Origin of the sequence: Cryobacterium sp. MDB2-A-1, assembly GCF_004402675.1 — a bacterium.
In the GTDB taxonomy this organism is placed as follows: domain Bacteria; phylum Actinomycetota; class Actinomycetes; order Actinomycetales; family Microbacteriaceae; genus Cryobacterium; species Cryobacterium glucosi.
The window spans coordinates 1-21,309 of record NZ_SOFK01000044.1 but is presented as its reverse complement, the minus strand read 5'-3'; the positions used below and the strand labels follow the sequence as shown (position 1 = coordinate 21,309).

Sequence of the window (21,309 nt, the reverse complement as noted above, 5' to 3'; positions counted from 1 at the left end):
TACCCGGCGCGCGTGCTATTCGGGCACGACCAGTGCGGGGGTGTCCTGGCGCAGCGTCTCGCCGCGGAAGAAGCTCGGCCTGGCCAGGAAGGTGAGGCCCATGACGGCGAGTCCGAGTACGAGCAGGCCGACGCCGATCACGAAGACCAGTCCGATCCCGAAGAGTTCCGAACCGCTGCCGAAGTCGGGGCTCCAGGCGCTCACGGCGGTCTGCACGAACACGACGGTGAGGATCAGCCCGCCCGCCGCCGGCACCAGGAGCCGCAGGAAGAAGTTGCGCACGCTCGAGAACAGGCTCTGGCGGAAGTACCAGACGCAGGCGAAGGAGGTGAGTGCGTAGTAGAAGCAGATCATCAGCCCGAGCGACTGGATGGTGTCGTTCAGGACGTTGACGCTGATGATCGTCATGACGGCGTAGAACCCGGCCGCGATGGCCCCGGCTGCGATCGTCGCGAAGCCGGGCGAGCCGAAGCGCTTGCTGACCCTGGCGAAGTGCGGCGGGAGGGCGTGGTAGTGCGCCATCGACAGCAGGGTGCGGGCAGGGGAGGCCATCGTCGACTGCAGCGAGGAGGCGGAACTGGCCAGCACGGCCATCGACATCAGGATCGCGACCGGCCCCATCACGGGTCCGGCGATCGCGGCGAAGATGTTGCCCTGGTTGTCCGGGTTGCTCAGGCCGATTCCCTCGGCGCCGACGCCGGACACCATCATGGTGGCCACGATCAGCACGAGGTAGAGGCCGAGCACGACGAGGGCGGTCAGGGTACCCGCCTTGCCCGCGGTTCCCTTCGTTCCCTTGGTCTCCTCGTTCACGGTGAGGCAGACGTCCCAGCCCCAGTAGACGAAGATCGCCAGGGAGATGCCGGCGGCCAGCTGGCTGAAACTGTCGACACGGGTGGGGTCGAACCAGGTCCAGTCGAAGGCGAGCGCGGTGGTGGATGCACCGTTCGTCGCGTTGACGATGGCCGAGACGCTGAAGATGAGGAGGACGACGATCTGGAAGCCGACCATGCTGTACTGCACGAGCTTGGTGGCGTGCAGCCCGCGGTAGCTCACCCAGACGGCGAGGGCCACGAAGACGAGACAGGTTGCGATGTTGATGAAGGTATTGTCGGCGAGCGCGGCGAGATCCGGGTTGGCGAAGACCTCGCCGAGGAAGACGTAGAAGAAGCTGACGGCCACGCCGGCGAGGCTCGAGAGCACGATGATGTTGGCCGCGAGCATGCCCCAGCCGCTCATCCAACCGACGAAGGGACCGAACGCCTTGGTGGTCCAGGTGAAGGAGGTTCCGCTGTCGGGGGAGTCGGCATTGAGCTCCCGGTAGGCGAGGGCGACGAGGATCATCGGGATGAACGCCAGGATGAACACGGCCGGCAGCTGCTTGCCGACCTCGGCAACGGTCGCGCCGAGCGAGCTTGTGAGGCTGTACGCCGGGGCGACGGAGGAGATGCCGAGCACGACGACGGCGAGCAAGCCGAGCTGCCCGCCTTTGAGGCCCTTCTTCGTGATGCCGTGCTTGCTCCCCGCCGCGTCGTGCAGCGTTGAGCTGTGCACGAGGTGGACGTCGGTGAACGGCTGCGATGAGGTCGGCGCCGACCCTCGGGTGGACTGCTGGGTCATGTGTGGTCCCTTTCCTCGGGCCGGGCGCATCGACGCGCGAACGGCCCGTTCGGGTACTGCGGTGTATCCGATGGACTAAATGAATTGAGTTCGTTTATTCTGGGGGTGAGTCAGGCGGATTGCAAGCACTTACCGCAGATTCACCGGCGGGCGCCAGAGCGGCGCGTGTGGTTAACCGCAAACTTGCGTGGTAATTCGCAGGTAAACCGCCTTTTTCCGGCGCTCTGCTTGTTCGGGGATCAATCGCTCAGCACACTGGGCGCAGGTGCTGGGATTCCAGGATCAGTCACGATTCACGAGGAGCACCTCCCATGACCGGATTTTCGCTGGCCCCTGCACGCTCGCTCAGGCTCATCGCGGTCCTCGCCGCCGTCGCCGTGGGCATCACCCTCGGCGCGACCCCGGCGCGCGCCGCTGTCACGGACCCGCAGACGGTCGTCAGCCTGACCTTCGACGACGGCAACGCCGACCAGCTCGCCGCGGTGGCCACCCTGAACCAGTTCGGGATGAAGGGCACCTTCTTCATCACCACCGGCTTCATCGACAACCCCGGCTGGCTGACCAGGGCAGACCTCACGAGCATCGCCGCCGCCGGTCACGAGATCGCCGGCCACACGGTCACCCACCCCGACCTCCTCACCCTCCCCGCGGACGAAGCCACCCGGCAGGTCTGCCAGGGCCGGGCGACCCTCGCCGACTGGGGCTTCCCGACGCGAAGCTTCGCCTACCCCTTCGCAACGGTGGATGCCGCGACCGAGGCGATCGTCCAGGCCTGCGGGTTCAACAGCGCCCGCGGCCTCGGCGACATCGACACCCGGTTCGGCTGCACGGGCTGCGGATTCGCCGAAACCATTCCTCCGGCCGACGCGTACCTCACCCGCGCCCCCGACGAGGTCGACACGACCTGGACCCTCGCAGACCTCGAGAACACGGTCACGAACGCCGAGACGGCGGGCGGGGGCTGGGTGCAGCTCACCTTCCACCACCTCTGCGCCGGAAGCTGCGACGCGCTCTCCGTCGACCCGGCGGTCTTCGCCCAGTTCGCTGCCTGGCTCTCCACGCGTGCCGCATCCAACAACACCACGGTCAAGACCGTCGGAGACGTCATCGGCGGCGCCGTCAAGCCGGTCGTTCCCGTCACGACGACCTCGACAGCGGCCCCCGGTCCCGGCGTGAACGGGGTGGTCAACCCGAGCCTCGAGACAGCGGGAACCACTGGCCTCCCACAGTGCTGGGCCGTCGGCGGTTTCGGCACGAACACCGCGGCCTTCAGCACGGTCTCCGCCGCGCACACCGGCACCAAGGCCGAGCAGCTGGTCGTGAGCAACCTCGTCAGCGGCGACTCGAAACTCATCCTCACCCAGGACCTCGGCGCCTGCGCCCCCACGGTCACCCCCGGGCACACCTACTCCCTGCGCGCGTGGTACACCTCAACGGTCACCACCCAGTTCGACGTCTATCTGCGCAACTCGATCGGCAGCTGGAGCTACTGGACGTCGAGTCCGTACTTCCCGGCAGGCTCCGCATACGCGCAGGCCCTCTACACGACGGCGGCCATCCCGGCCGGCACGACCGGACTGAGCTTCGGCCTCAACCTGATCCTCAACGGAACCCTCGTGACCGACGACTACGCCCTCTATGACAGCGTCGGCGCCCCGGGAATCCTCGTGCCCGCCACCCCGACCGTGACCGGTTCCGCCTCCGTCGGCAGCACCCTGACCGCGGTCCCCGGCGCCTGGTCGCCGGCCACAGCAGCCTTCGCCCACCAGTGGCTGCGTGACGGCGCGGACATCCCCGGGGCGACATCCGCCACCTATACGCCGGTCGCGGCCGACCTCGGTACGGCACTCTCGGTGCGGGTCACGGGATCCGCGCCCGGTTACCTGCCGGTCTCCGCGGCGGCGACCTCGGTGCCGACCGCCGTCGTCGTCGCCGGTACTCTCGTCGTCGGCACCCCCACGATCACCGGGACGGCCGCCGTCGGCGCGCTCCTCACTGCGATACCGGGCACCTGGGCGCCGGCCGGCGTGAACTTCGCCTACCAGTGGCTCGCCAACGGCACACCCATCGCCGGGGCCACCGCCGCCGGCTACACCCCGGTCGCCGCGGATGCCGGCACGACGCTCACCGTGCGGGTCACCGGCACGGCGCCCGGCTACCAGCCCGCTTCAGCGGTCTCTGCGCCCACCGGTGCGGTCGCGGCCGGCGGGATCGGAACGGCCACGCCGGTGATCTCCGGGACCGCTTCGGTCGGCGCGGTACTGACCGCGATTCCGGGCACCTGGACGCCTGCCGGGGTGGGTTTCGCCTACCAGTGGCTCGCAAACGGCACGGCCATCTCGGGCGCCACGTCGGCCGGCTACACCCCGGTCGCCGCGGATGCCGGCGCGGCGCTCACCGTCCGGGTCACCGGCTCGGCGCCCGGCTACCAGCCCGCGTCAGCGGTCTCGGCGCCCACGGCACCGGTCTCCCTTGCGACCGTCACCCGGGTCGCGGGAACCGACCCGTACTCGACGGCGATCGCCGTCTCCCAGGGCTTCGCGCCCGGCGTCTCCCGCGTCTACCTCGTCAGCGGCACGAGCTTCGCCGACGCCCTCAGCGCCGGGCCAGCCGCCGCGCACTTCGGCGGCCCCGTGCTCCTGACCGGTCTCACCGCGCTTCCGGCAGGGGTCAGGGCCGAACTGGTCCGGCTGCACCCGGGCAAGATCGTCATCGTCGGCGGAACCGCAAGCGTGTCCGCGGCGGTCGCGGCCGAGCTCGCGGGCATCGCACCCGTCGCACGGCTGGCCGGCGCCGACCGGTACGCCACCTCCCGCCTCGTGGCATCGGTTGCCTTCGGCAGCCTCGCGGCGACGGCCTACGTCGCGACAGGGGCCGACTTCCCCGGAGCGCTCGCGGCAGCATCCGCCGCCGCCCGCGCGGGCGCACCGGTCGTTCTCGTGCCGGCCGGCGGCTTCCTGCCCGACCTCGCGACGGCCGCCCTGCTGCGCACCCTGCACACCAGGACCGTGAAGATCGCGGGCGGGACGGCGGACGTGACGAGCCTCACCGAGTTCTGGCTGAAGCTGCAACTCGGCGGCGCCTCGGTGACCCGGTACAGCGGCGCAGATCGCTACGCGACCAGCGCGGCGCTCAACCTCAACGCCTTCACGTCCGCGACGACGGTGTACCTCGCGAGCGGAACGAGCTACCAGGATGCCCTGGTCGGCTCGGCGCTCGCCGGGGCGAAGTCGGCTCCGCTGTATCTCACGCCCGCGACGTGTGTGCCCCGGGCGACGCTCACCGCGATCACCCGCCTCGGCGCGACCCGGGTGGTCCTGATCGGGACGGCGACCGCCCTCACCGGTGACGTCGCGGCGCTCAAGCCGTGCCCGTGAGCCAGTGATGCTCCGGGCGCCGCACGACCCGCGGCGCCCGCGGCAGCTCGCACGGCACGACAGGCCGGGCGGATGCTCAGGGTTGGCGCAGGCCGCCGATCCGGTCGACGAGGGCCTCGAGTCCGAACTCGAACGCGACATCCGCCCGCGCCCTGCCCGCGTTCTGCTGCCCGTGCCGCACCGCTGCGCTGAAGATCGGGCTCGACTCGGCGAGCGCACCGGTCTCGAAGATGTCGGCCGGAGCCGTCACATCGAAAGCCGCGCCGAAGATGAACGACTCGAGTGCGACGATCGAGGGCACGATCTGTGCAGAAGGCACCCCGGCGGAGGACAGTCCCGCCGCGACGGTCTCGTACATGCGCAGGGTTTGCGGTGCGCCCGTGACCGGGAGCACCGCAACAATCGAGATCAACGGAACGTGCGTTGCGAAGATGTCCCGGTACGACCACGCCCAGCGGCGCAGGGCTGTGTCCCACGGCTCTGAGCCGAAGCCGGCCACATCGACCATCGTCATCACGTGGTCCTGCAACCACTGCAGCACGACGTGCTTCGATGCCGCGTGGTTGTACAGCGCGGAGGGAGCCACTCCCAGACTCCTGGCCAGGCCGGACATCGTGAAACTTTCGTAGCCGGCCGCCCCGATCAGCCGGAGGGCCGCAGCGGTGATGCGCGGTTTCGTCAGAACCGTCTCAAGCGGCCTTCCGGCCCTGCGGTGACCGGCGTCGTCTGCGTCGCTCATCGGGCTCTTCTCTCGGTGGGCAGTCTCGGTGGATGGCGTCGTTACAGTACATCACCCTGGTGACGCATCACCCAGGCGACGACACGGGGTCAGATCGCACTGTCGAGGAGGACCTGGACGAGGGCGCGCGTGGCAATCACTGTGGTGTGCTTCCTGGGCGGTCGTGCTGACCTGTTGTGGGGGAGTCCGCGGAACCCGGCTTCTGTTGCCTGCGCTTGCGCCGGCGGCGATGGACCCACAGCAGCACCCCGGCGCCGGCGAGCAGGGCCGCGAACACCAGGATCCAGAATTTCGAGGTGGCGTAGTCGAGAAGGCCCGGTGCCGGAATCGTGGTGAGCTGGGCGCCGGCCTCGAAGAGCACGGCGGCGGGCTTGGCAGAGACGTCTGCGCGGAGCAGCCCGCCGGCATCCGTCTTCGTGTCGGCAAAGGTCGCCACGCTGACGCGGGACAGTCCGGCGCGCTCCGCGGCCAGGAGTACCCGGGCGACGTCGGAGGCCTGCCGTGCCTCGGTCTTCGGCAGGGGTCCCCAGCCGCCCTCGGTGCTGAGCCCGGTCACCGTCAACAGCACGGCCCGGTCGGGGAGCGCGGCGCGCACAACCTCGATCGCTGCGGTCGGGTCACCGCCTCCGGTCAGGTGCAGGGACACGGCGTCGACCAGCCCCGCCATCGACGGATCGGCCGCGGCCGCACTCGTCGCCCAGGAGACGGTCTGCGGCGTGCCAGGGTCGAGCTCCCGCAGGACGGAGCCGGTGTGCAGGAGGAACGCCCGGATCTCGGCGGGGCTCGGAGACCCGGTCGTGCGCTGCTCCGGCCGGTCGGCGAGGTCCCAGAGGGCGAGGGCCGGTTGGCCGCGCACCGCGGTCGCGATGGCCGTGAGGTGGGCATCGGCAGCGACCCAGTTCGCGGGGGTGAGGTCGGGGAAGCCGTCGAAGAGGACGAGGTCGACCCGCAGTCCGTGCCGGTCGGCCTGCTCGAGCAACGTGATCAGGCCGGTGATGGCGTCGTCGGTGGGTTTCGCGCCGCCCAGCTCGGTGTACGGGAGCGGAACCCGGATGGTGTCGAACCCGAGAGCCCGCAGGCGGGCGAAGTCGGCCCCCAGGGTGGCCGGGGCGAGCAGGATGGGGGCGGGAACGGGAGTGGCGGAGGGCGCAGGGGTCGGGGTCGCGCCAGGAGTCGGTGTCGGTGTGGCGCTCGCCGTGACGGCGACCGGAACGACGGGCGCCCAGCCGGCCGGGCGGTACTCGGTGGCCAGGCTCGCCGGCACGGTGAGGGGTGTCGTCGTCGGGGCGCCGGTGATCGCGGTCGCTCCGGCGGCATCCGTCGTCAGTGTGGCAGTGTCGCTCCCTGCGGAGCGCCGGAGCTGGCGGATGCGCCAGAAGCCGTCTTCGAGCACCATCACGACGTCGTAGCTCTCGTGGCTGAGCAGTACCGTCTCATTCAGCCCGGTGCCGACCGTGCGTGCGATGTTCGCACCCCCGTCGTGGAAGGCGACGGTCGCGCCGTCGAGGGCGTAGAACTCGAGTTCGAGGGAGTGGCGCAGGTCCCAGGTCGCGCTCGGGCCGGTGCGGGGCAGATCGAGCACGGCACGCCGGGCCGCCCCGCTGAAGGTGTCGTTGACGGCAGACCGCTCGCCCGTGGACTGGAAACGCCCGATCGCGGCCCAGGCCCGGATATAGCTGGCTGCGATCATCATGCGCGTCGCGGGCTCGAGCACTCGTTCGCGCTGCCACGCGTCTGGCAGCCAGCTGACGAGCTGGCTTGCGTTGACCGGAACCGTCGCGACTTCGTGGAGCCCGGACGAGACCTTCGCCCCTGTCGAACTCTGCAGCGTGATCTGCCCGCTGAGCACGAGGAGCCCGACGGTCGCGGCGACGAGGCCGAGGCCGAGCAGCGCGGCGATCAGCCGTTTGATGCGGCTGCGCCTGAAGTTCCCCGGGACGCGGACCGGGAGCCTGGGCCTCGTCATCGGAGCGTCTCCACGTCTTCTGCGCCGAGCACCGAGACGGCGACCGTGACCGGGCTGACGAGCGGCCTGGTCGCGACGAGGATGTCGAGCACGCCGTTCACGAGCCCGGCGCTCGCGGAGCCGGCCTCGCCGATGGCGTCGACCACGGAGACGCGGGCCGTCGTTCCATCCGGCACGAATGTGCCGCCGAAGCGGTTGACCGGGCCGATACTCAAGAAGACGCCGGCGTCGACCAGGCGTGCGCTCAGGTCGACAGTACCGACGGTGGCCGCGAACGGCAGTGTGAGGGCGCTCGCCGCGTGCACACCGCGACAGAACCCGGTGATCTGGAACGCGCCCGGCGTTCCCGGCGCCTGCAGCGAGAGCTGGGCGACGCCGGAGATCGTGGCCGCGGTCGTGCGCCCCGCGCCTTCAGGGCCCGTCCATTCCACCGTGACCTGGGTGCCGTCCGGCTCGACATTGCCGAAGCGATCCCGCAGCACGGAAGTCCGGATCGGGACGAGCGTCTGGCCGTCGGCCCCCGCGTTGGCGGCCAACACGGGCTCGACGGGCTCGAGGGAGAAGGGGAGCGGTGGCCCGGCGACTTCGTCGAGGCTGACGCTCGGTCCGGTCACGGGACCGGAAGCGACCCAGACCTGGCCACGACCGGCCAGGGTGCCCGAGACGAGTTCCTGGAAGGCGAGCAGGTGCGACACGACCGCTCCGCTCGAACTCCGCACTCCGACGGGGTTCTCGCGGGAGACCAGCAACGGTGAACCCTCTGCGATGGAATTACCCCAGGCGTCGACAGGGATCGTGACGACCATGGACAGGTCTGCGGCGTCGGCCACGATGGAGCGAGCGCCGACGACGGCCTGTATCGGGCCGACCGCGGCCCCGGGGGTGAGCTCGGTGGCACCCCGCACGACCGTTCCACCGGAACTCGCCACGAGGGTGACGGACCCTGCACTGCGGGTCAGGGCGACCGGAAGCCGGAATTCCGCCGTGTCGTCGACACTCACGGCAGTGAGCACGAGCTGGCCGAGCGAACCGATCGCGACGAGTTGCACCGTCGCGCCGTCGGCGGCCCCCGCGACGGTCGCCGGAATCTCCGCGCCCGCCGGCGCGGTCGGCGCGACTCGCAGCACGAGGGCGGTCGCAGCGTTCTGTGCTGCCCGCGCTTCCGCGCGGGAGCCGGCTCCGGAATCCGTGGGGAGCCCGATCGCCAGGCCGAGGGCGAGCGTGACGATCAGGCCGACTGCGCGGCGCGTGCCCGGCCGCGTCACGGCTGGCTCGCTCTGGCGTAGGTCGTCGCCGTGAGAGACAGCCCGGAAAAGCCCGTATCGGCGGGCAGGGCGATCGAGGCGGCGAGCGCGGATGCCGGCGGAGAGTGGGCAGGACCCGCGTAGCCGGTCGTCGGCACCCCGGAGGCCGCGATCGGGGTGCGTGACGCGAGCGGAATGCGGAAATCGCTGACCGATTGCGGGGCGATGCTGTGCTCGAGATAGGCATGATCGACCCAGGCCAGGCTGCCGTCCGCTGCCGTATAGGACACCAGGAGGTGCGGAACGGAGGCTTCCACCGTGCTGTCGTTGCGCAGCTCGCCGAGAACGGCGTAGCCGTCGACGGCCGAGCCGGTGAGCCGCAGGTGCTGCACTTGCAGGCCGCGCGCGCTCGCCCGCGGGGTCACGACGGCGCGGGCGTAGACGGCCACCGACGACACTGTCGCGCCGGCGGCGAGCACGAAGGGGGTGATCGTCTGCGGGTCGAACTCGACAGGGCCGTGGATATTGGAGGACGTGGCCGGTGCTGCGACGGTGACGCTTGTCGCGGAGGGGGGCGTCACCGCCGTCGTGTCCTTGAGGCCGCCGTCGGCTTCGAGGCCGTAGTCGCCGGTACCGGCGATGCTCTGGAACTCGATCCGGAAGGGGCTCGTCGCTCCGGGCAGCAGCTTGTGAACGAGTACCTGGGCGGCATCCCAGCTGGCGAGCAGCGCGCCGTCCTGATCGCGCAGCTGCGCTTCGACGGTGACGTCTGCGGGGTCGACGTCGGTGTTCGTCACCTCGCCGATCACGACCCAGCGACCGTTCACGAGCAGGGAGCTGACGTTGCCGAGGGTCAGCTCGGGCCGGTCGAGCACGTCCATCGTGGAGGTTCCGTCCGAGCTGAGTGCGCGACGACCCTGGGAGAGGAAGCCGACGGCGGGTCGGCTGGTGAACTGGTCCGGCGGAGACGTCGCGTCTCCGGCGGGAAGGTCGATGAACCAGCCGGTCGGTTCCTGGATCAGGGTCACAGGGGTGGTCACCCGATACGACTGCAGGGAGGTGAGATAGTCGAGGGTTGCGGTCATCACCTGCCTGCCCGGGGTGCTCGAGGCCGGCACTGCGGTGACGGATGCGAGCTTCGCGAAGGAGGCGACAAGGCCTCCGTCCCTGCCGAGTTCCTGCTGGTACACCGTGTAGTCCGGCCGGGTCGAGGGATCGAGCAGGGCGTATGCGGCGGCGAAGCGGCGGAAATCGAGGTGTCCGTAGTAGTCCTCGACGACTTCGGCAGCCGTGGGCTGGCGCGGCTTCGCCACCGCGAGGGCGCCGCCGGCAGCGACCATGACCAGCATCAGGGTCACGACGGCCGCCTGCCAGCGGCGGCGGCGCTTCCGGACCCGGGCGCGTGCCCGCGTGCGGAGGCGCGGCAGTGCCGCGCCCCAGGGCAGCCAGCCGCCGGCCGGGGGCGCGGGCTCCTCGGTGTGCGGGATGCGGTCGCTCGCCCCGGCGAGGGCGGCGTCGACGGCGCCGACGGCGCGGGTCACCGGGCTCGTGAGCTTCTTCAGTGCGGAGCGCAGGAGGCGGGCGACCGTGCGGGGCGGGCGGGCGAGCATCCGTCGCAGCCTGGCCGGCACGACACGGCGCACGACGGCGCCGACGCCGGGCACCCGCGTGGGCGCTCCGATCAGGGACCACACCATGAGCACGAGCGCCAGGGCGATGGAGGCGGGCGGGATCAGTCCCCACCACAGGCGCTCCCAGAGCGGTGCCTGGTGCGAGACCTCGTTCGTCGGCAGCGGGGCGACGTCGGAGCGTTCCCAGATCTCGATGCCGTTCTCGAGCGGACCGAGGTCGGTCCAGCCGCTCGCGTCGAGCAGCGGGGAGTAGAAGGCGTCGTTGCTGAAGACGTACTTGAGCGAGTACCGGCCGGGAACGGCGAGGAACTGTTGCAGGCTCCCGATCCCGGGCACACCGGAGTACTTCGCGCCCTCGAGGCGCTCGATCGGCCGGGACGTCAGCTCGGGCAGCTGCCGGGCAGAGTGATAGTCGCCGTCGACGGTTCCGGCGGTCATATTGGCACCGAGCCAGGCCATCTGGTCGCCGAATCCCAGTGTGAGGTACCGCCACTGGGAGTGCTGATCCTTGTTCATGAAGGTCGTGATCGGGGTGACGTCGATCGGGGCAGGCTGGAATGCCCGGTACTGCGTGAGGTTCGCCGCGTAGAGGGTCGTGGTGAGGTGTGCGGCCAGCAGCAGGCCCGGAAGGACCACCGAGAGCGTGCGCCCGACATGCGCGAGCAGCCAGGCTCGGATCGAACCGTTCGTGACGCTCGACACGAACTGACCGACGAGCGGCAGGATGGAGATGGTCGCCCAGAACGTGAAGCGGTCGAGTGTGAGGATGTCGTACGCGCCGCCCAGGAGGATCTTGGGAAATGGCGTGGTGCCGCCGGTGCCGAGGAACGCGAGCACGCCGAGGGAGAGGGTGAGCGGCCACGCCTTGCCCGCCATGCCGCGAATCAATGCGTATGGCAGCACGAGCAGCGTCGTGCCCCAGGGGATCAGCCAGAAGACCAGGCCGGCGCTGACATTGACCAGGAAACTGTCGCGGCTGGCGTGCGGGATGGAGACCTGGGTGATCGGGTCGCTCTTGGAGTACAGCCAGTACGGAAGGACGACGCAGAGCAGGGCAGTGACCACCAGCGCCCCGAGGATCCCGGTCCGCACGAGGGAGGGCATCACCCGGCGGATCCGGCGGGCGATCAGCGGCCAGAGCAGCCGGAAGCTGAACCGCGGCGGGTGTCCGTCCTTTTCGCCGGCGAGCGGGGTGCGCACGGCGAACACGAGTGCCCCGAGCAGGACGGGCCCGAGGAAGAAGAGCGATCCGAACAGGGTCGTGACATGGTGGCAGGCCGTGGTGGCCATGATGCAGCCGACCCCGGCGAGCAGGGCCTTCCGGTTGCCGGTGCGCACCCAGGTATTCGCGAAGGGCAGCCCGTTGAGCAGGAACCCGAGCGAGAGCGTGGTGGGAAGCTGGCCGAAGACGTGCACGGTTTCAGCGATGGACGACGCCAGCACCAGGGCGATGGCCGCCCAGCCTGCTGAGGTGCGGTTGACCCAGATGCCGCTCCAGCGGTAGACCCCGATGGTGAGGTTGAGGAGGGCGAAGACCTGCACGACGACGAAGCCGGGGCGCAACCCGATGATCTTGCTCAGGGCCGCGATCATGAAGTGGCCGCCCGGCGGGTAGCTCAGGGTGGAGAACCCGGTGTACCAGCGGGTGTCCCAGCTCGAGAACCAGTCTCTGGCGTAGTGGTCGGCAAAGAAGATGTGCACGTAGGCGTCGTAGGTGCGCTGGTAACTTCCGGCGAGCAGCAAAGAGCCGTGGAACACGAGCACGAGGATGAGCGCGATGAAGAGCAGGCGGTGGCGGCGCACGAAGCCCTTGCGCGAGCGCCCGTCCGGCGCTTCTTCCGGCCGGTGCACCCTCGCCTTCTCCGCTGCCGGAACGGGGACCGGGGCCGGCTCCGTCTCCAGGGTCATGGCGTCGGAGTCTCCGGCGACGAAGGACTCTGAGACGAAGGACTCTGAGACGAAGGACTCCGGGACGAAGGACTCTGGGACGACGGACTCTGCGACGACGGGAGGGCGAGGTCGACGACGAGGCGGCGGTGGTCGCTCCCCGCGCTCGTCTGGTCGGTCACGGCGACGACCGTGACCTGTTGGCTGACGAGCACATGGTCGAGGCGCATCAGCGGAGGAACGACGCCGTCCCAGCGTGGCCAGGTCGCCCCGAAACCGCTGCCGGACTCCACGAAGGCGTCCCGCAGCCCGGTGGCGACGAGCCGCCGCAGCGGCGCATGGTCGAGGGTCGCGTTGAAATCGCCCGCGAGGATGAGGGTGCCGGTGTCGCTTGCCGCGATCCGGGCCAGCTCGGCGTACTGTCCCCGCCAGAGCACGGTGTTCTCCGAGGTGACGGGTGCTACCGCGTGCACATCGATGATCCGTACGAGTCCTGCGGGCGTGTGGATGCGCGCCTCGAGCATCGGGGACCCGGCTACGTCGATCGGGCCGCCGTCTTCGATCGGCAGGCGGGAGAAGATCGCCGAGCCATGGTATCCGGGGAGCGCGTCGAGGATCCGTTCCGGGTAGGCCGCCCAGAGCGGCGAGGCGGCGAGCGTGGCCAGGTGTTCGGGGGTGACCTCTTCGAGCACGATCACGTCGGCATCCGTCGCGACGAGCTCGCCCGCGAGGGTGGCGAGCTCGGTGTTGTCGAGGAGGACGTTGGCGCTGACGATCCGGAGCGGAGTGGCGCCGACGGGTGCCGTGCGCGGGCCGTTCCATCCGATGGCCGGAATCAGCAGGGTGGCCTGCACGACGACGAGGGCGAGCGCAACCGTGCCGAGGGCGAGTGGCCACCGGAGGCGGGCCGGCCCGTCGGAACGTCTGCGGGCCCGCCGGGCCCGTCGCACGAGCACGATTCCCGTGCCCGCGAGCAGAGGATACGCCGGGAGGAGCAGCCACACCGTGATGCCCTGCACCCCGATCAGCAGTGGTTCGGTTTCACTGGACAGCGCCCGGATCAGGGCGCTCGCGGTCATGCCGCCTGCTGCCAGCCAGCCGAGGCCGCACGCAGTCCTGGTCAGGGCACGCGTGACGCCGCGACTCACCGGTCCCTTTGGCGCGGCAGGATCGTCGCGAGGCACTCGGAGAGCGCGCGGGAGCTGATCGGCTTGATCAGGTGCCCATCGATCACGCTCGCGAGGTCGAGTCCGACAGAGGAATGTTCCACGATGCCGGTCACGAGTACGAAGAGCGGGCGAGCCGGCGCCGGTGGCAGCGCGTTCAGCAGGTCGACACCGGTGCCGCCCGGCATCGAGAAGTCGGAGAAGATCGCCGTGAAGGTGCCAGACCGGGCGAGCGCGATCGCCGGGGCGACATCGTCGGCCTCGGTGACGTCCCAGCCCGCCCTGCGCAACATATGGGAGAGGACGAGGCGGGACACGGTTTCGTCGTCGACGACCAGGGCCGTGTTGGACAGGGATTCGGCGGTCATGGCGCGGCCTCAGTCGTCCTGCTGCTGCGGCAGCATCCGGAAGATCTGGTCGAACTGGGTGAGCCGGAACACCCGCATCGCATTGTCCGAGTCCGGACGCACGAGTACAACGTCGCCACCGTGTGCCCGGCAGGAACGCCGCTGCCAGACGAGCACGGCGAGGCCGGCACTGTCCACGAAATCGACGGCAGCGAGGTCGAACACGATCTGGGGGCATCCGGCTATGTCGGACTCGTCGAGCCGGGCGCGCAGGTCGGATGCGGCGACGGCGTCGAGTCGACCGCCGAGCGTCACAACGGTGAGTCCGGCGGCCGGCGTCGCGACGCCGACCGTGAGGCCGCTGTCCCTCGATGTGCGGACGGTGTCTGGATCGATCATGGCTGGTGCTCATTTCCGGTCTTCTGGGAGTCGGCCGGCGGGGTGCGGTTGACGCGGAGGGTCCATCGGTTCCCGGCGTCGACCCGGCGGTAGTCGAGATCGTTGACGAGTTTGCGGACCAGCATGAGGCCGTATCCGCGTTCCTGGGGAACCCCGGCCACAGGGATCCTGACCCCGGCCGGGTCGAAGGGCAGGCCGGGATCGGTCACGCAGATCTCGACGACGGAATCGGTGATTCCGGCGCTGAACCGGATCTCCGCAGCGACCGGCAGGCCGGCGTGGTCGATGATGTTCATCGCGACCTCGTGGACGGCGAGTTCCAGGCGTGCGGCGATCGCGCCGGCCTCATCGTCGGGGAGCTCGCCGAGCACCCCGTGCAGCCACGGACCGATCTTGCGGACCATCGCCGTTGTGCCCTCGATGACAAGCTCGGTCGGGTCAGCTGACGCGGTCATGAATCGCCTCCACGGCTCGGAGGATGACGAGGGTGCGGTCATCGGAGGGCGGGGTTCCATCCGCGTGTCTTTTCACGGCATCCAGAATATGGTGTCCGAGCCGCTCGGCGGACTCTCCCGGGAGCTCGGCACAGAGTTCGGCCAGACGGTCGTAGCCGAGCATCACCCCGCTGGAGTTCTCCTGTTCGGCGAGTCCGTCGGAACCGAGCACCAGTGCGTCGTTCCGCTGCAGGTCGAAGCGCACTGTCCGACCTCGTGGCTCGGGTAACACGCCGAGCGGTGGCATTGACGCCGGAATGAGCGTGATGGTCCCGTCCAGGACGAGCATCACCGGGGAATGGCCGGCGTTGCACACGTGCAGGGCGCCCGTACTGGGCCGGTATGCGCCGAGGGCGACGGTGATGAACAGTCCGACATCGTCGAGATAGTCGTAGAGTTCGATGCCCATCGCGCACATCGCCCCCGCAGGATCGTCTGCGTCGTGGGTGAGGAAGGCCACCCGGGCGGCGCTGACGGCACGCGTCATCACCATCGCCGCGGGAAGACCCTTTCCGGCGACGTCGCCCACGGTGAACCACAGCACATCACCCACCACGGCGAAGGCGAAGAAGTCCCCGCCGGCAAGGCTCGCCGGAATGGTGTCGGAGAACACCTCGACCCCGGAGAGGGTCGGCGCAGGCTGGGAGAAGACTGCCTGGGCAAGGCTTGATGCGACCTGGTGCTCGCGCTCGAAAGTGGCGCGCTTGATCTCGAGGAGATGCAGCCGGGTGAGCGCGAACTGCATGTCGGCGGCCGCAACCGCCGCCCTGACGAGGCGCAGGTCGCCCGTGGTGTAGACCGGTCCGTTCGTCCTGAGGAATGCGAGCGCGCGGATGCCCCCGCTCTGGTCGTTGAGGGGTGCGATCACAGCGTTCCCCTGGCCGACGAGTCTCGGCTCCGGGTCGTCAGTACTCTTCGTCGCCTCGCGGATGACCTCCGTGAGCTCGGGCGAGTCCGCGGACGGCCCTCCCGTGGTGTGCACCAGGCGATCGTCGACCATCGCGACGAGGTCCGACGCGGTCAGTACCCTGGCTTGGTCGAGCAGGTCGCGAAGCGCCTCGGACCTGCCGAGGGTGCTCAGGTTCACCTGGGTGAGCGCCCGAAGGGCAATCAGGTGGTCCTGGCTTGTGATCAGGGCTTCCGTGACGTCGTCCTGGGCGGAGTAGATCCCGTGGATCGCACGGCGGATGGCGTTGGCTGCGTCGATGGCGTCGGGGGCCGCGTCCCCGGAGACGGTCCAGTCGGAACCGGGCGGTCGGTGGATCTCGCCGGCCCCGGCCGCCACCAGTAAGCGTTCGAGAGCGGCGTCGGCGAGGTCGCTCTCGATCAGGTGGGTTTCGGGGGAAGCGGGGGTCATGATGCGGTCGTGGTCGGGTCCGTCCGGGACTCCAGGGTGAAGACCTGCTGGAGTTCGGTCAGTTCGAGGATGATCCGGACCGGGTCGGAGACGTTCACGAGGATGACTTCGCCGCCGATTGCCTTGGCAGCCTTCTGCGAGCGCAACAGTTCGGCGAGGGCGCTCGAGTCGACGAACACGACGTTCGAGAGGTCGAGTCGCAGGGTCGCGTTCTCCGGTCGGATCAGGAGGTCGACGACGTTGCGGAAGTCCGCGGTCTCGTGGGCGTCGAAACGGCCGGCAAGGCTGACTGTCGTGTGGCCGATTCCGGATTCGGTGCGTATTCTCATCGTGATTTCCTATTTGATCGATGCGACGGATGCGGGGGACGAGGCTCGCGAAACCGGTGAATGGCCGGTGACGGTGTACCCGCCGCGCAGGTCGTGGACCTTGATCTTGACGAGGTCGGCGACGAACTGCAGGCTCACCTTGGCGGCGTCGACCGTGGAACCGGGCGCGTCGATCCATTCGACGGGGACTTCGGCCGTGGTCAGCCCAAGACGGCCGGCGAGGTAGATCACCTCGAGATCGAAGGAGAACCCATCGACGACCTGGAGGGTGAACAGCGACCGGGCCGCCGGGGCGGTGAAGAGCTTGAAGCCGCACTGCGTGTCCGCGATCTCGATGCCGAACCCGACGGACACCATCACGTGCAGGCCCCGGCTCAGGACCTTCCGCAGGGCGCTCTTTCCGCTCACCGCCGCGCCGGCGGCTGCTCGCGAGCCGACGACGACGTCGTAGCCGGCATCGATCTTCGCCATGAGGTGGTCGAATTGCTCGATCGGCGTTGACTGGTCCGCGTCCGCGAACAGGATGAATTCACCGCGGGCCGCGAGCATTCCCCTGCGGACGGCGTCGCCCTTTCCGGTGTTCTTGGCGGCGACGAGCACGGTCATGTTCGGAAAGCGCAGGTCCTGCAGGAGGGAGACTGTCGTGTCCGTGGAGCCGTCGTCGGCGATGATCAACTCCCAGGGTTCGCCCCTCGAACACATGTGGGTGGCGATTGCACCGACAGTCGGCAGGATTCGCCACTCCTCGTTGTATGCCGGAATGACGACCGAGACGCGCGGCGGCACAGTCGACTTCTCGGTGACCCACTTGCGATAGGCCTGGTAGGTGCCGGTTTCCGCGGTCATCGGGGCAACCCTTCTTCGGTGGGAATGTGGGGGGAAGATCTGGTGAGGAGGTGCCGGGCGGCCATCACGCCGAGCAGGAGCACCATCGCCACGAATTGCACGATGATCAGTTGCGCGGTCGACTCGTGCCAGACAAGCAGCAGCACGAGCTGCACGACGGATGCTCCGAACAGCAGCCAGGACTGGGTGTTGCGTCCCTGCGACAACTCGTGGCTGGCTACGAGGTTTGCAACGGCGAAGAGGGTCGTCATCCCCGCGTATGCGGCGAGGGGCGCCGAGAGGTCGCCGTAGGCCGGGCCGAGGATGAAGCCCAGCACGGGACCGCCCAGGACCAGCGCGCCCAGTGTGCACGCGGCACCGATCCCGGCGACGGCCGCTATGCCGCCGGTCAGCAGGGAGCCGGTGTCACCGCCGCTCGCGTGCCGTCGAGCCACGACAGGGAACACGACGGTCGCGACCGACCACGCCAGGAAGAACACCGCCCGCCCGACGAGAGCGATCGCGGCGTAGATCCCCGCGGCATCCGGGGAGAAGAATGCCTTTGCGACGAGCACGTCGCTGTTGTTGGCGATGATCTGGCCGATCAGGAGTACCGACACCAGGGCGGCGTAGCTGCGCACCGTGACCAGGTCGGGGGCGGTACCCGTGAGCCCTGGTCCGGTCCTGGCGAGCAGCTTCACGGCGAGCCACGTGGCGACGAACGACGCCGTGAGACCGATGGTCGCGCCGTTGACACCGAAGCCGAGTGCGACGAGGGCCACACCGCAGCCGAGACGCACAACCATCTCCACCACGAAGGACGTGGCGAGACCGGGGAAGCGCAGCCGGCCCTGCATGACACCACGACCGACGGACTGCACGAGGTAGAACGGCATTCCGGCGCCGAGGATGACGAATGGCCAGAACGACGCGGTGTGGAAGACCTGCGACCAGAGGGTGCTGCCTCCGGCGAGGATCGCCCCGGTCAGGATGCCGGCACCGAGCGCATAACCGCGCAGGGTGCGGGCGAGCAGGTCGGAGCGGGCCGGATCGCCGGACTCGTCATAGATTCCGACGAAGCGGGCCGCCACGAGCTGCAGGCAGAGCGCGATCGAGGTGATCGTGAGCATGAGCGTCACCATCAGGTTGGCATCCGAGAACTCGGCGGGGGTCAGTACCCGGCCGAGGAACAGGTTGAGCACGTAGTTCCCGGCATTGGCCACGATCATGGCCACGGCAAGAGCGGTACCGCCGCCCACCAGGGAGGGAGTCCGTGAGGAAGGTTCCGCCGTCATCGCATGGCCCGCCTGTCGAGCAGCCGCTGGATGTGGATCAGGTGCCAGTGCACGACCTCGGACATCGGGATGCCCGAGGCGGCCGCGAAGTTGCGGCGGCCGAGGGACACCCGCTGTTCGGGGTGGTCGAGCACCTCGGCCAGGGCGTCGGCGAGGCTGGTCGCGTCACCCGGTTCGAAGTAGACGCCGAGGAAGCCCTCTTCTTCGATGATGTCGATCAGGTCGCCGATGCGGGGCAGCACGGCGGCACGACCATACTCCCCGGCCTGGTGCAGCACACCCGAACTCCCGGTCGTCGACGTGTACGGGAAAGCGACGACGGTCGCGGCGGAGAAGAGCGGCGCCACCTCCTCCTCGGCGACATAGCCAGTGAAGACGAGGTCAGGCAGATCGGAGAACCGTTCGGCGACCGACTGCATGTAGCCGGCGGAATTCGGGCTGTCCGTACCCGCGAGCACCAACTCGAGGTCGTCGTACCCGCGGTCGAGGAGCTCCTGGTATGCCTCGACGAGCACGTCGACGGTCTTGTACGTGCCCCATTTGCCGAACGCGAGGATGCGCCGGCGTCCGTCCGGTATGCCGAAAGACGGGAATGCGACCTCCTCGAAGCTTCCGTGCGGTGCGAGGAGCGCGTTCGTCGCGCCGTAGCTCTCCTGCAGGTATTCCACATAGCGCGGGATGGTCAGCGCCACGAGGTCGGCGCGGAGCAGGGCGCGGGTGAGGATGCGTCCGGCGAACTTCATCAGGCGCGCCGTCGTCGCGGAGCCGGCGAAGCCGGCATCCTGCATGTCGACGTTGTCCGCGAGGTTGTGCAGCACGACGACGGTCGGTACCCGGAACAACCGCAGCACGGCCGGGATCAGCAGCCCGAGTGCCCCGGGGATGCGCTTGTCCCCGAAGGTGGCGAACTGGAGGTTGAAGAGCACGGCGTCCGGGCGTGTGCGCCGGATCGCCCGGGTGAGTCGCACGATATTCGTGACGCTGTTGAAGGTCCAGCTCGGATAAGCCGTCACGCCGTCGAGGGGGGCAGGACTGCCGGCATCCGTCACGTCGGCGTACAGCAGCACCTCGCCGACCTCGGCCTGCCGGGCGAGGTGTTTGACGAGGTGGAAGCCGAACTCGTTCAGGCTGTTGCGGCCCGGGGGAAAGGCCGTGACGACACCGACCCGCAGTTTCCCGCTCATCGGGCCGGGACCAGGTCCGACGGCGTCAGAGCGTGTGGGCTCATGCGTACCCCCTGTGGATCGTGAAAACCGTAACGGCGCTCGCCGACGGTTGTGTTGCACTCAATGGCCTGCCCAACGAGCTCGGAACCGAGCACATCTCGTGGTGAAACCGGGCAGTGCACCACCTGACTTACTCCTGTGTTCGCGCGGTGTCTTCGGGGGTACCGTGCAGACACAGTATGACGTATCCTCAGGGGGAATTGTATGCAAATCTGGTCGATCCGGAATGTGCACATACCTACCCGTTTCCTCGTTCGACCAAGAAGAGAGGCCCCAGACATGGGACCTGACCGCACCGGCTCCGACCCGTCGCACTCGTCGCCGCGCGACGCGTTCGTGATGCCTCGGCTGATGCTTGTTGCCTTCGTCGTGGTGGGCCTGGGGATCGCCGCCTATGCCTGGGCCACCGTGGCCACCGACGTGGCGGAACGTCCGGTCTGGGTCGACTACACGTACTACCTCGGACTCGAATTCGCGGTGGCGGGCCTCGTCCTGGCGCGCGTCATTCTCGTGAAGTCCGAACGACTCGCCTGGGCCTTGCTCGGCGCGGCGATGCTGTGCATCGCCGCGGCAGACACTGCCGAGTCGATTCTCTTCCCGCCGCGGGCTCCCCATACGGCTTCCCTGGCAGCCATCATTTTCTTCGCCCTCTTCCTGGTGTTCTCGGTGTCGTTCCTTCTCGTTCTGATGCGGCGACGGCTGAACCCGACGTCGGCGACCGTGTGGCTGGATGGTGTCATCGCCGGACTCGGCCTCGTGGCGGTTGCGGCGGCGTTGCTGTTCCGACCGGTGTCGGACATCGTCCTGGACGACATCCTGGGACTCGCATACCCGGTCTCGCCCCTGATCCTCGTAGCCCTGCTCGTGTGCGCCCTCACCGTATACGGCCGACGCCCGAGCCGGGCGTGGTTCCTGCTGGTCATCGCCTTCCTGGGCTTCGCACTGGCCAACACCTTCCTGGTGGCCGGCGTCGCCGACGGCACCTATGTCCGGGGCGGAATCGTCGATGTCGCGTGGCCCGTTGTCGGCGTCCTGCTCGGTCTCGCCGCATGGAGTCCTGGCGTTTCGGCCCTGCCCGACCGCGCGAGTGCCACGCTCGCTCTCGCCGCACCCGCGATTTTCAGCATCGGCGCACTCTGCGTGATCGTCGTGAACGAGTTCGTGCCGCTCGCCTCGCTTGCCGTCTTCGTCTCGTTCTGCACCCTGTTGGTCGGTGCGGTGCGCCTGGTGCTCGCGGTGCGGGATGCTGATCGGTTGCGGGTGCGGCAGGTGGAGTTGAATGTGAGTCTGGGGTTGGCGCGGGATGCTGCGTTGGCGGCGACGACGGCGAAGTCGGCGTTTCTGGCGACGATGAGTCATGAGATTCGGACGCCGATGAATGCGGTGATCGGGATGACGGGGTTGTTG

At 69.1% G+C, this 21,309-nt stretch carries 16 protein-coding genes; 2 read left to right on the top strand and 14 right to left on the bottom strand.

All coding sequences use genetic code 11. From position 1 onward, the window contains the following. Window positions 1-15: 15 nt before the first annotated feature. Entirely contained in the window at window positions 16-1,620 is a 1,605-nt protein-coding gene (locus E3O39_RS16470; RefSeq protein WP_134449102.1) for an APC family permease, read from the bottom strand. Between the two features lie 311 nt (window positions 1,621-1,931). Here E3O39_RS16470 and E3O39_RS16465 point away from each other — a divergent pair, with 311 nt between their 5' ends. Continuing rightward, window positions 1,932-4,997: a cell wall-binding repeat-containing protein gene (locus E3O39_RS16465; RefSeq protein WP_134449101.1), complete on the top strand. Its 3,066-nt coding sequence runs from the start codon at window positions 1,932-1,934 to the stop codon at window positions 4,995-4,997. Between the two features lie 76 nt (window positions 4,998-5,073). Here the strand turns inward: E3O39_RS16465 and E3O39_RS16460 are convergent, their stop codons facing one another. The 13 genes from E3O39_RS16460 to E3O39_RS16400 form a co-directional block, all read right to left on the bottom strand. Then, window positions 5,074-5,736, bottom strand: coding sequence for a TetR/AcrR family transcriptional regulator (locus E3O39_RS16460; protein ID WP_134449100.1), 663 nt, complete (start codon window positions 5,734-5,736; stop codon window positions 5,074-5,076). Between the two features lie 136 nt (window positions 5,737-5,872). After that, window positions 5,873-7,702 (bottom strand): hypothetical protein, encoded by a 1,830-nt coding sequence (locus E3O39_RS16455; RefSeq protein ID WP_134449099.1) that lies wholly within the window; start codon window positions 7,700-7,702, stop codon window positions 5,873-5,875. Further along, window positions 7,699-8,967 carry a hypothetical protein gene (locus E3O39_RS16450; RefSeq protein ID WP_134449098.1) on the bottom strand — a complete coding sequence of 423 codons (1,269 nt, stop codon included), beginning with the start codon at window positions 8,965-8,967 and terminating at the stop codon, window positions 7,699-7,701. Before E3O39_RS16450 ends, E3O39_RS16455 begins: the two co-directional genes overlap by 4 nt. Next, window positions 8,964-12,485 (bottom strand): hypothetical protein, encoded by a 3,522-nt coding sequence (locus tag E3O39_RS16445; RefSeq protein WP_134449097.1) that lies wholly within the window; start codon window positions 12,483-12,485, stop codon window positions 8,964-8,966. The genes E3O39_RS16450 and E3O39_RS16445 overlap by 4 nt, the downstream gene beginning before the upstream one ends. After that, window positions 12,482-13,612 (bottom strand): endonuclease/exonuclease/phosphatase family protein, encoded by a 1,131-nt coding sequence (locus E3O39_RS16440; protein WP_134449096.1) that lies wholly within the window; start codon window positions 13,610-13,612, stop codon window positions 12,482-12,484. Before E3O39_RS16440 ends, E3O39_RS16445 begins: the two co-directional genes overlap by 4 nt. Further along, window positions 13,609-13,998 (bottom strand): response regulator, encoded by a 390-nt coding sequence (locus E3O39_RS16435; RefSeq protein WP_134449095.1) that lies wholly within the window; start codon window positions 13,996-13,998, stop codon window positions 13,609-13,611. Before E3O39_RS16435 ends, E3O39_RS16440 begins: the two co-directional genes overlap by 4 nt. Before the next feature lie 9 nt (window positions 13,999-14,007). Continuing rightward, window positions 14,008-14,376 (bottom strand): STAS domain-containing protein, encoded by a 369-nt coding sequence (locus tag E3O39_RS16430; protein WP_134449094.1) that lies wholly within the window; start codon window positions 14,374-14,376, stop codon window positions 14,008-14,010. Then, window positions 14,373-14,831, bottom strand: coding sequence for an ATP-binding protein (locus E3O39_RS16425; RefSeq protein WP_166787369.1), 459 nt, complete (start codon window positions 14,829-14,831; stop codon window positions 14,373-14,375). The genes E3O39_RS16430 and E3O39_RS16425 overlap by 4 nt, the downstream gene beginning before the upstream one ends. Next, window positions 14,815-16,227, bottom strand: a complete 1,413-nt coding sequence (locus E3O39_RS16420) for a PP2C family protein-serine/threonine phosphatase (protein WP_134449092.1) — start codon at window positions 16,225-16,227, stop codon at window positions 14,815-14,817. Before E3O39_RS16420 ends, E3O39_RS16425 begins: the two co-directional genes overlap by 17 nt. Beyond that, window positions 16,224-16,556, bottom strand: coding sequence for an STAS domain-containing protein (locus E3O39_RS16415; RefSeq protein ID WP_134449091.1), 333 nt, complete (start codon window positions 16,554-16,556; stop codon window positions 16,224-16,226). The genes E3O39_RS16420 and E3O39_RS16415 overlap by 4 nt, the downstream gene beginning before the upstream one ends. Before the next feature lie 9 nt (window positions 16,557-16,565). Then, window positions 16,566-17,402, bottom strand: coding sequence for a dolichyl-phosphate beta-glucosyltransferase (locus tag E3O39_RS16410; protein WP_134449090.1), 837 nt, complete (start codon window positions 17,400-17,402; stop codon window positions 16,566-16,568). Further along, window positions 17,399-18,676, bottom strand: coding sequence for an oligosaccharide flippase family protein (locus E3O39_RS16405; protein ID WP_134449089.1), 1,278 nt, complete (start codon window positions 18,674-18,676; stop codon window positions 17,399-17,401). The genes E3O39_RS16410 and E3O39_RS16405 overlap by 4 nt, the downstream gene beginning before the upstream one ends. After that, a complete protein-coding gene (locus E3O39_RS16400) occupies window positions 18,673-19,860 on the bottom strand; it encodes a glycosyltransferase (protein ID WP_134449088.1) in 1,188 nt (395 codons plus the stop codon). Before E3O39_RS16400 ends, E3O39_RS16405 begins: the two co-directional genes overlap by 4 nt. A gap of 321 nt (window positions 19,861-20,181) precedes the next feature. Between E3O39_RS16400 and E3O39_RS19780 the strand changes: the two genes are divergently transcribed. Then, window positions 20,182-21,309, top strand: a 1,128-nt coding sequence (locus E3O39_RS19780; protein WP_198413461.1) for a histidine kinase dimerization/phospho-acceptor domain-containing protein, incomplete at its 3' end; no start/stop codon positions are given.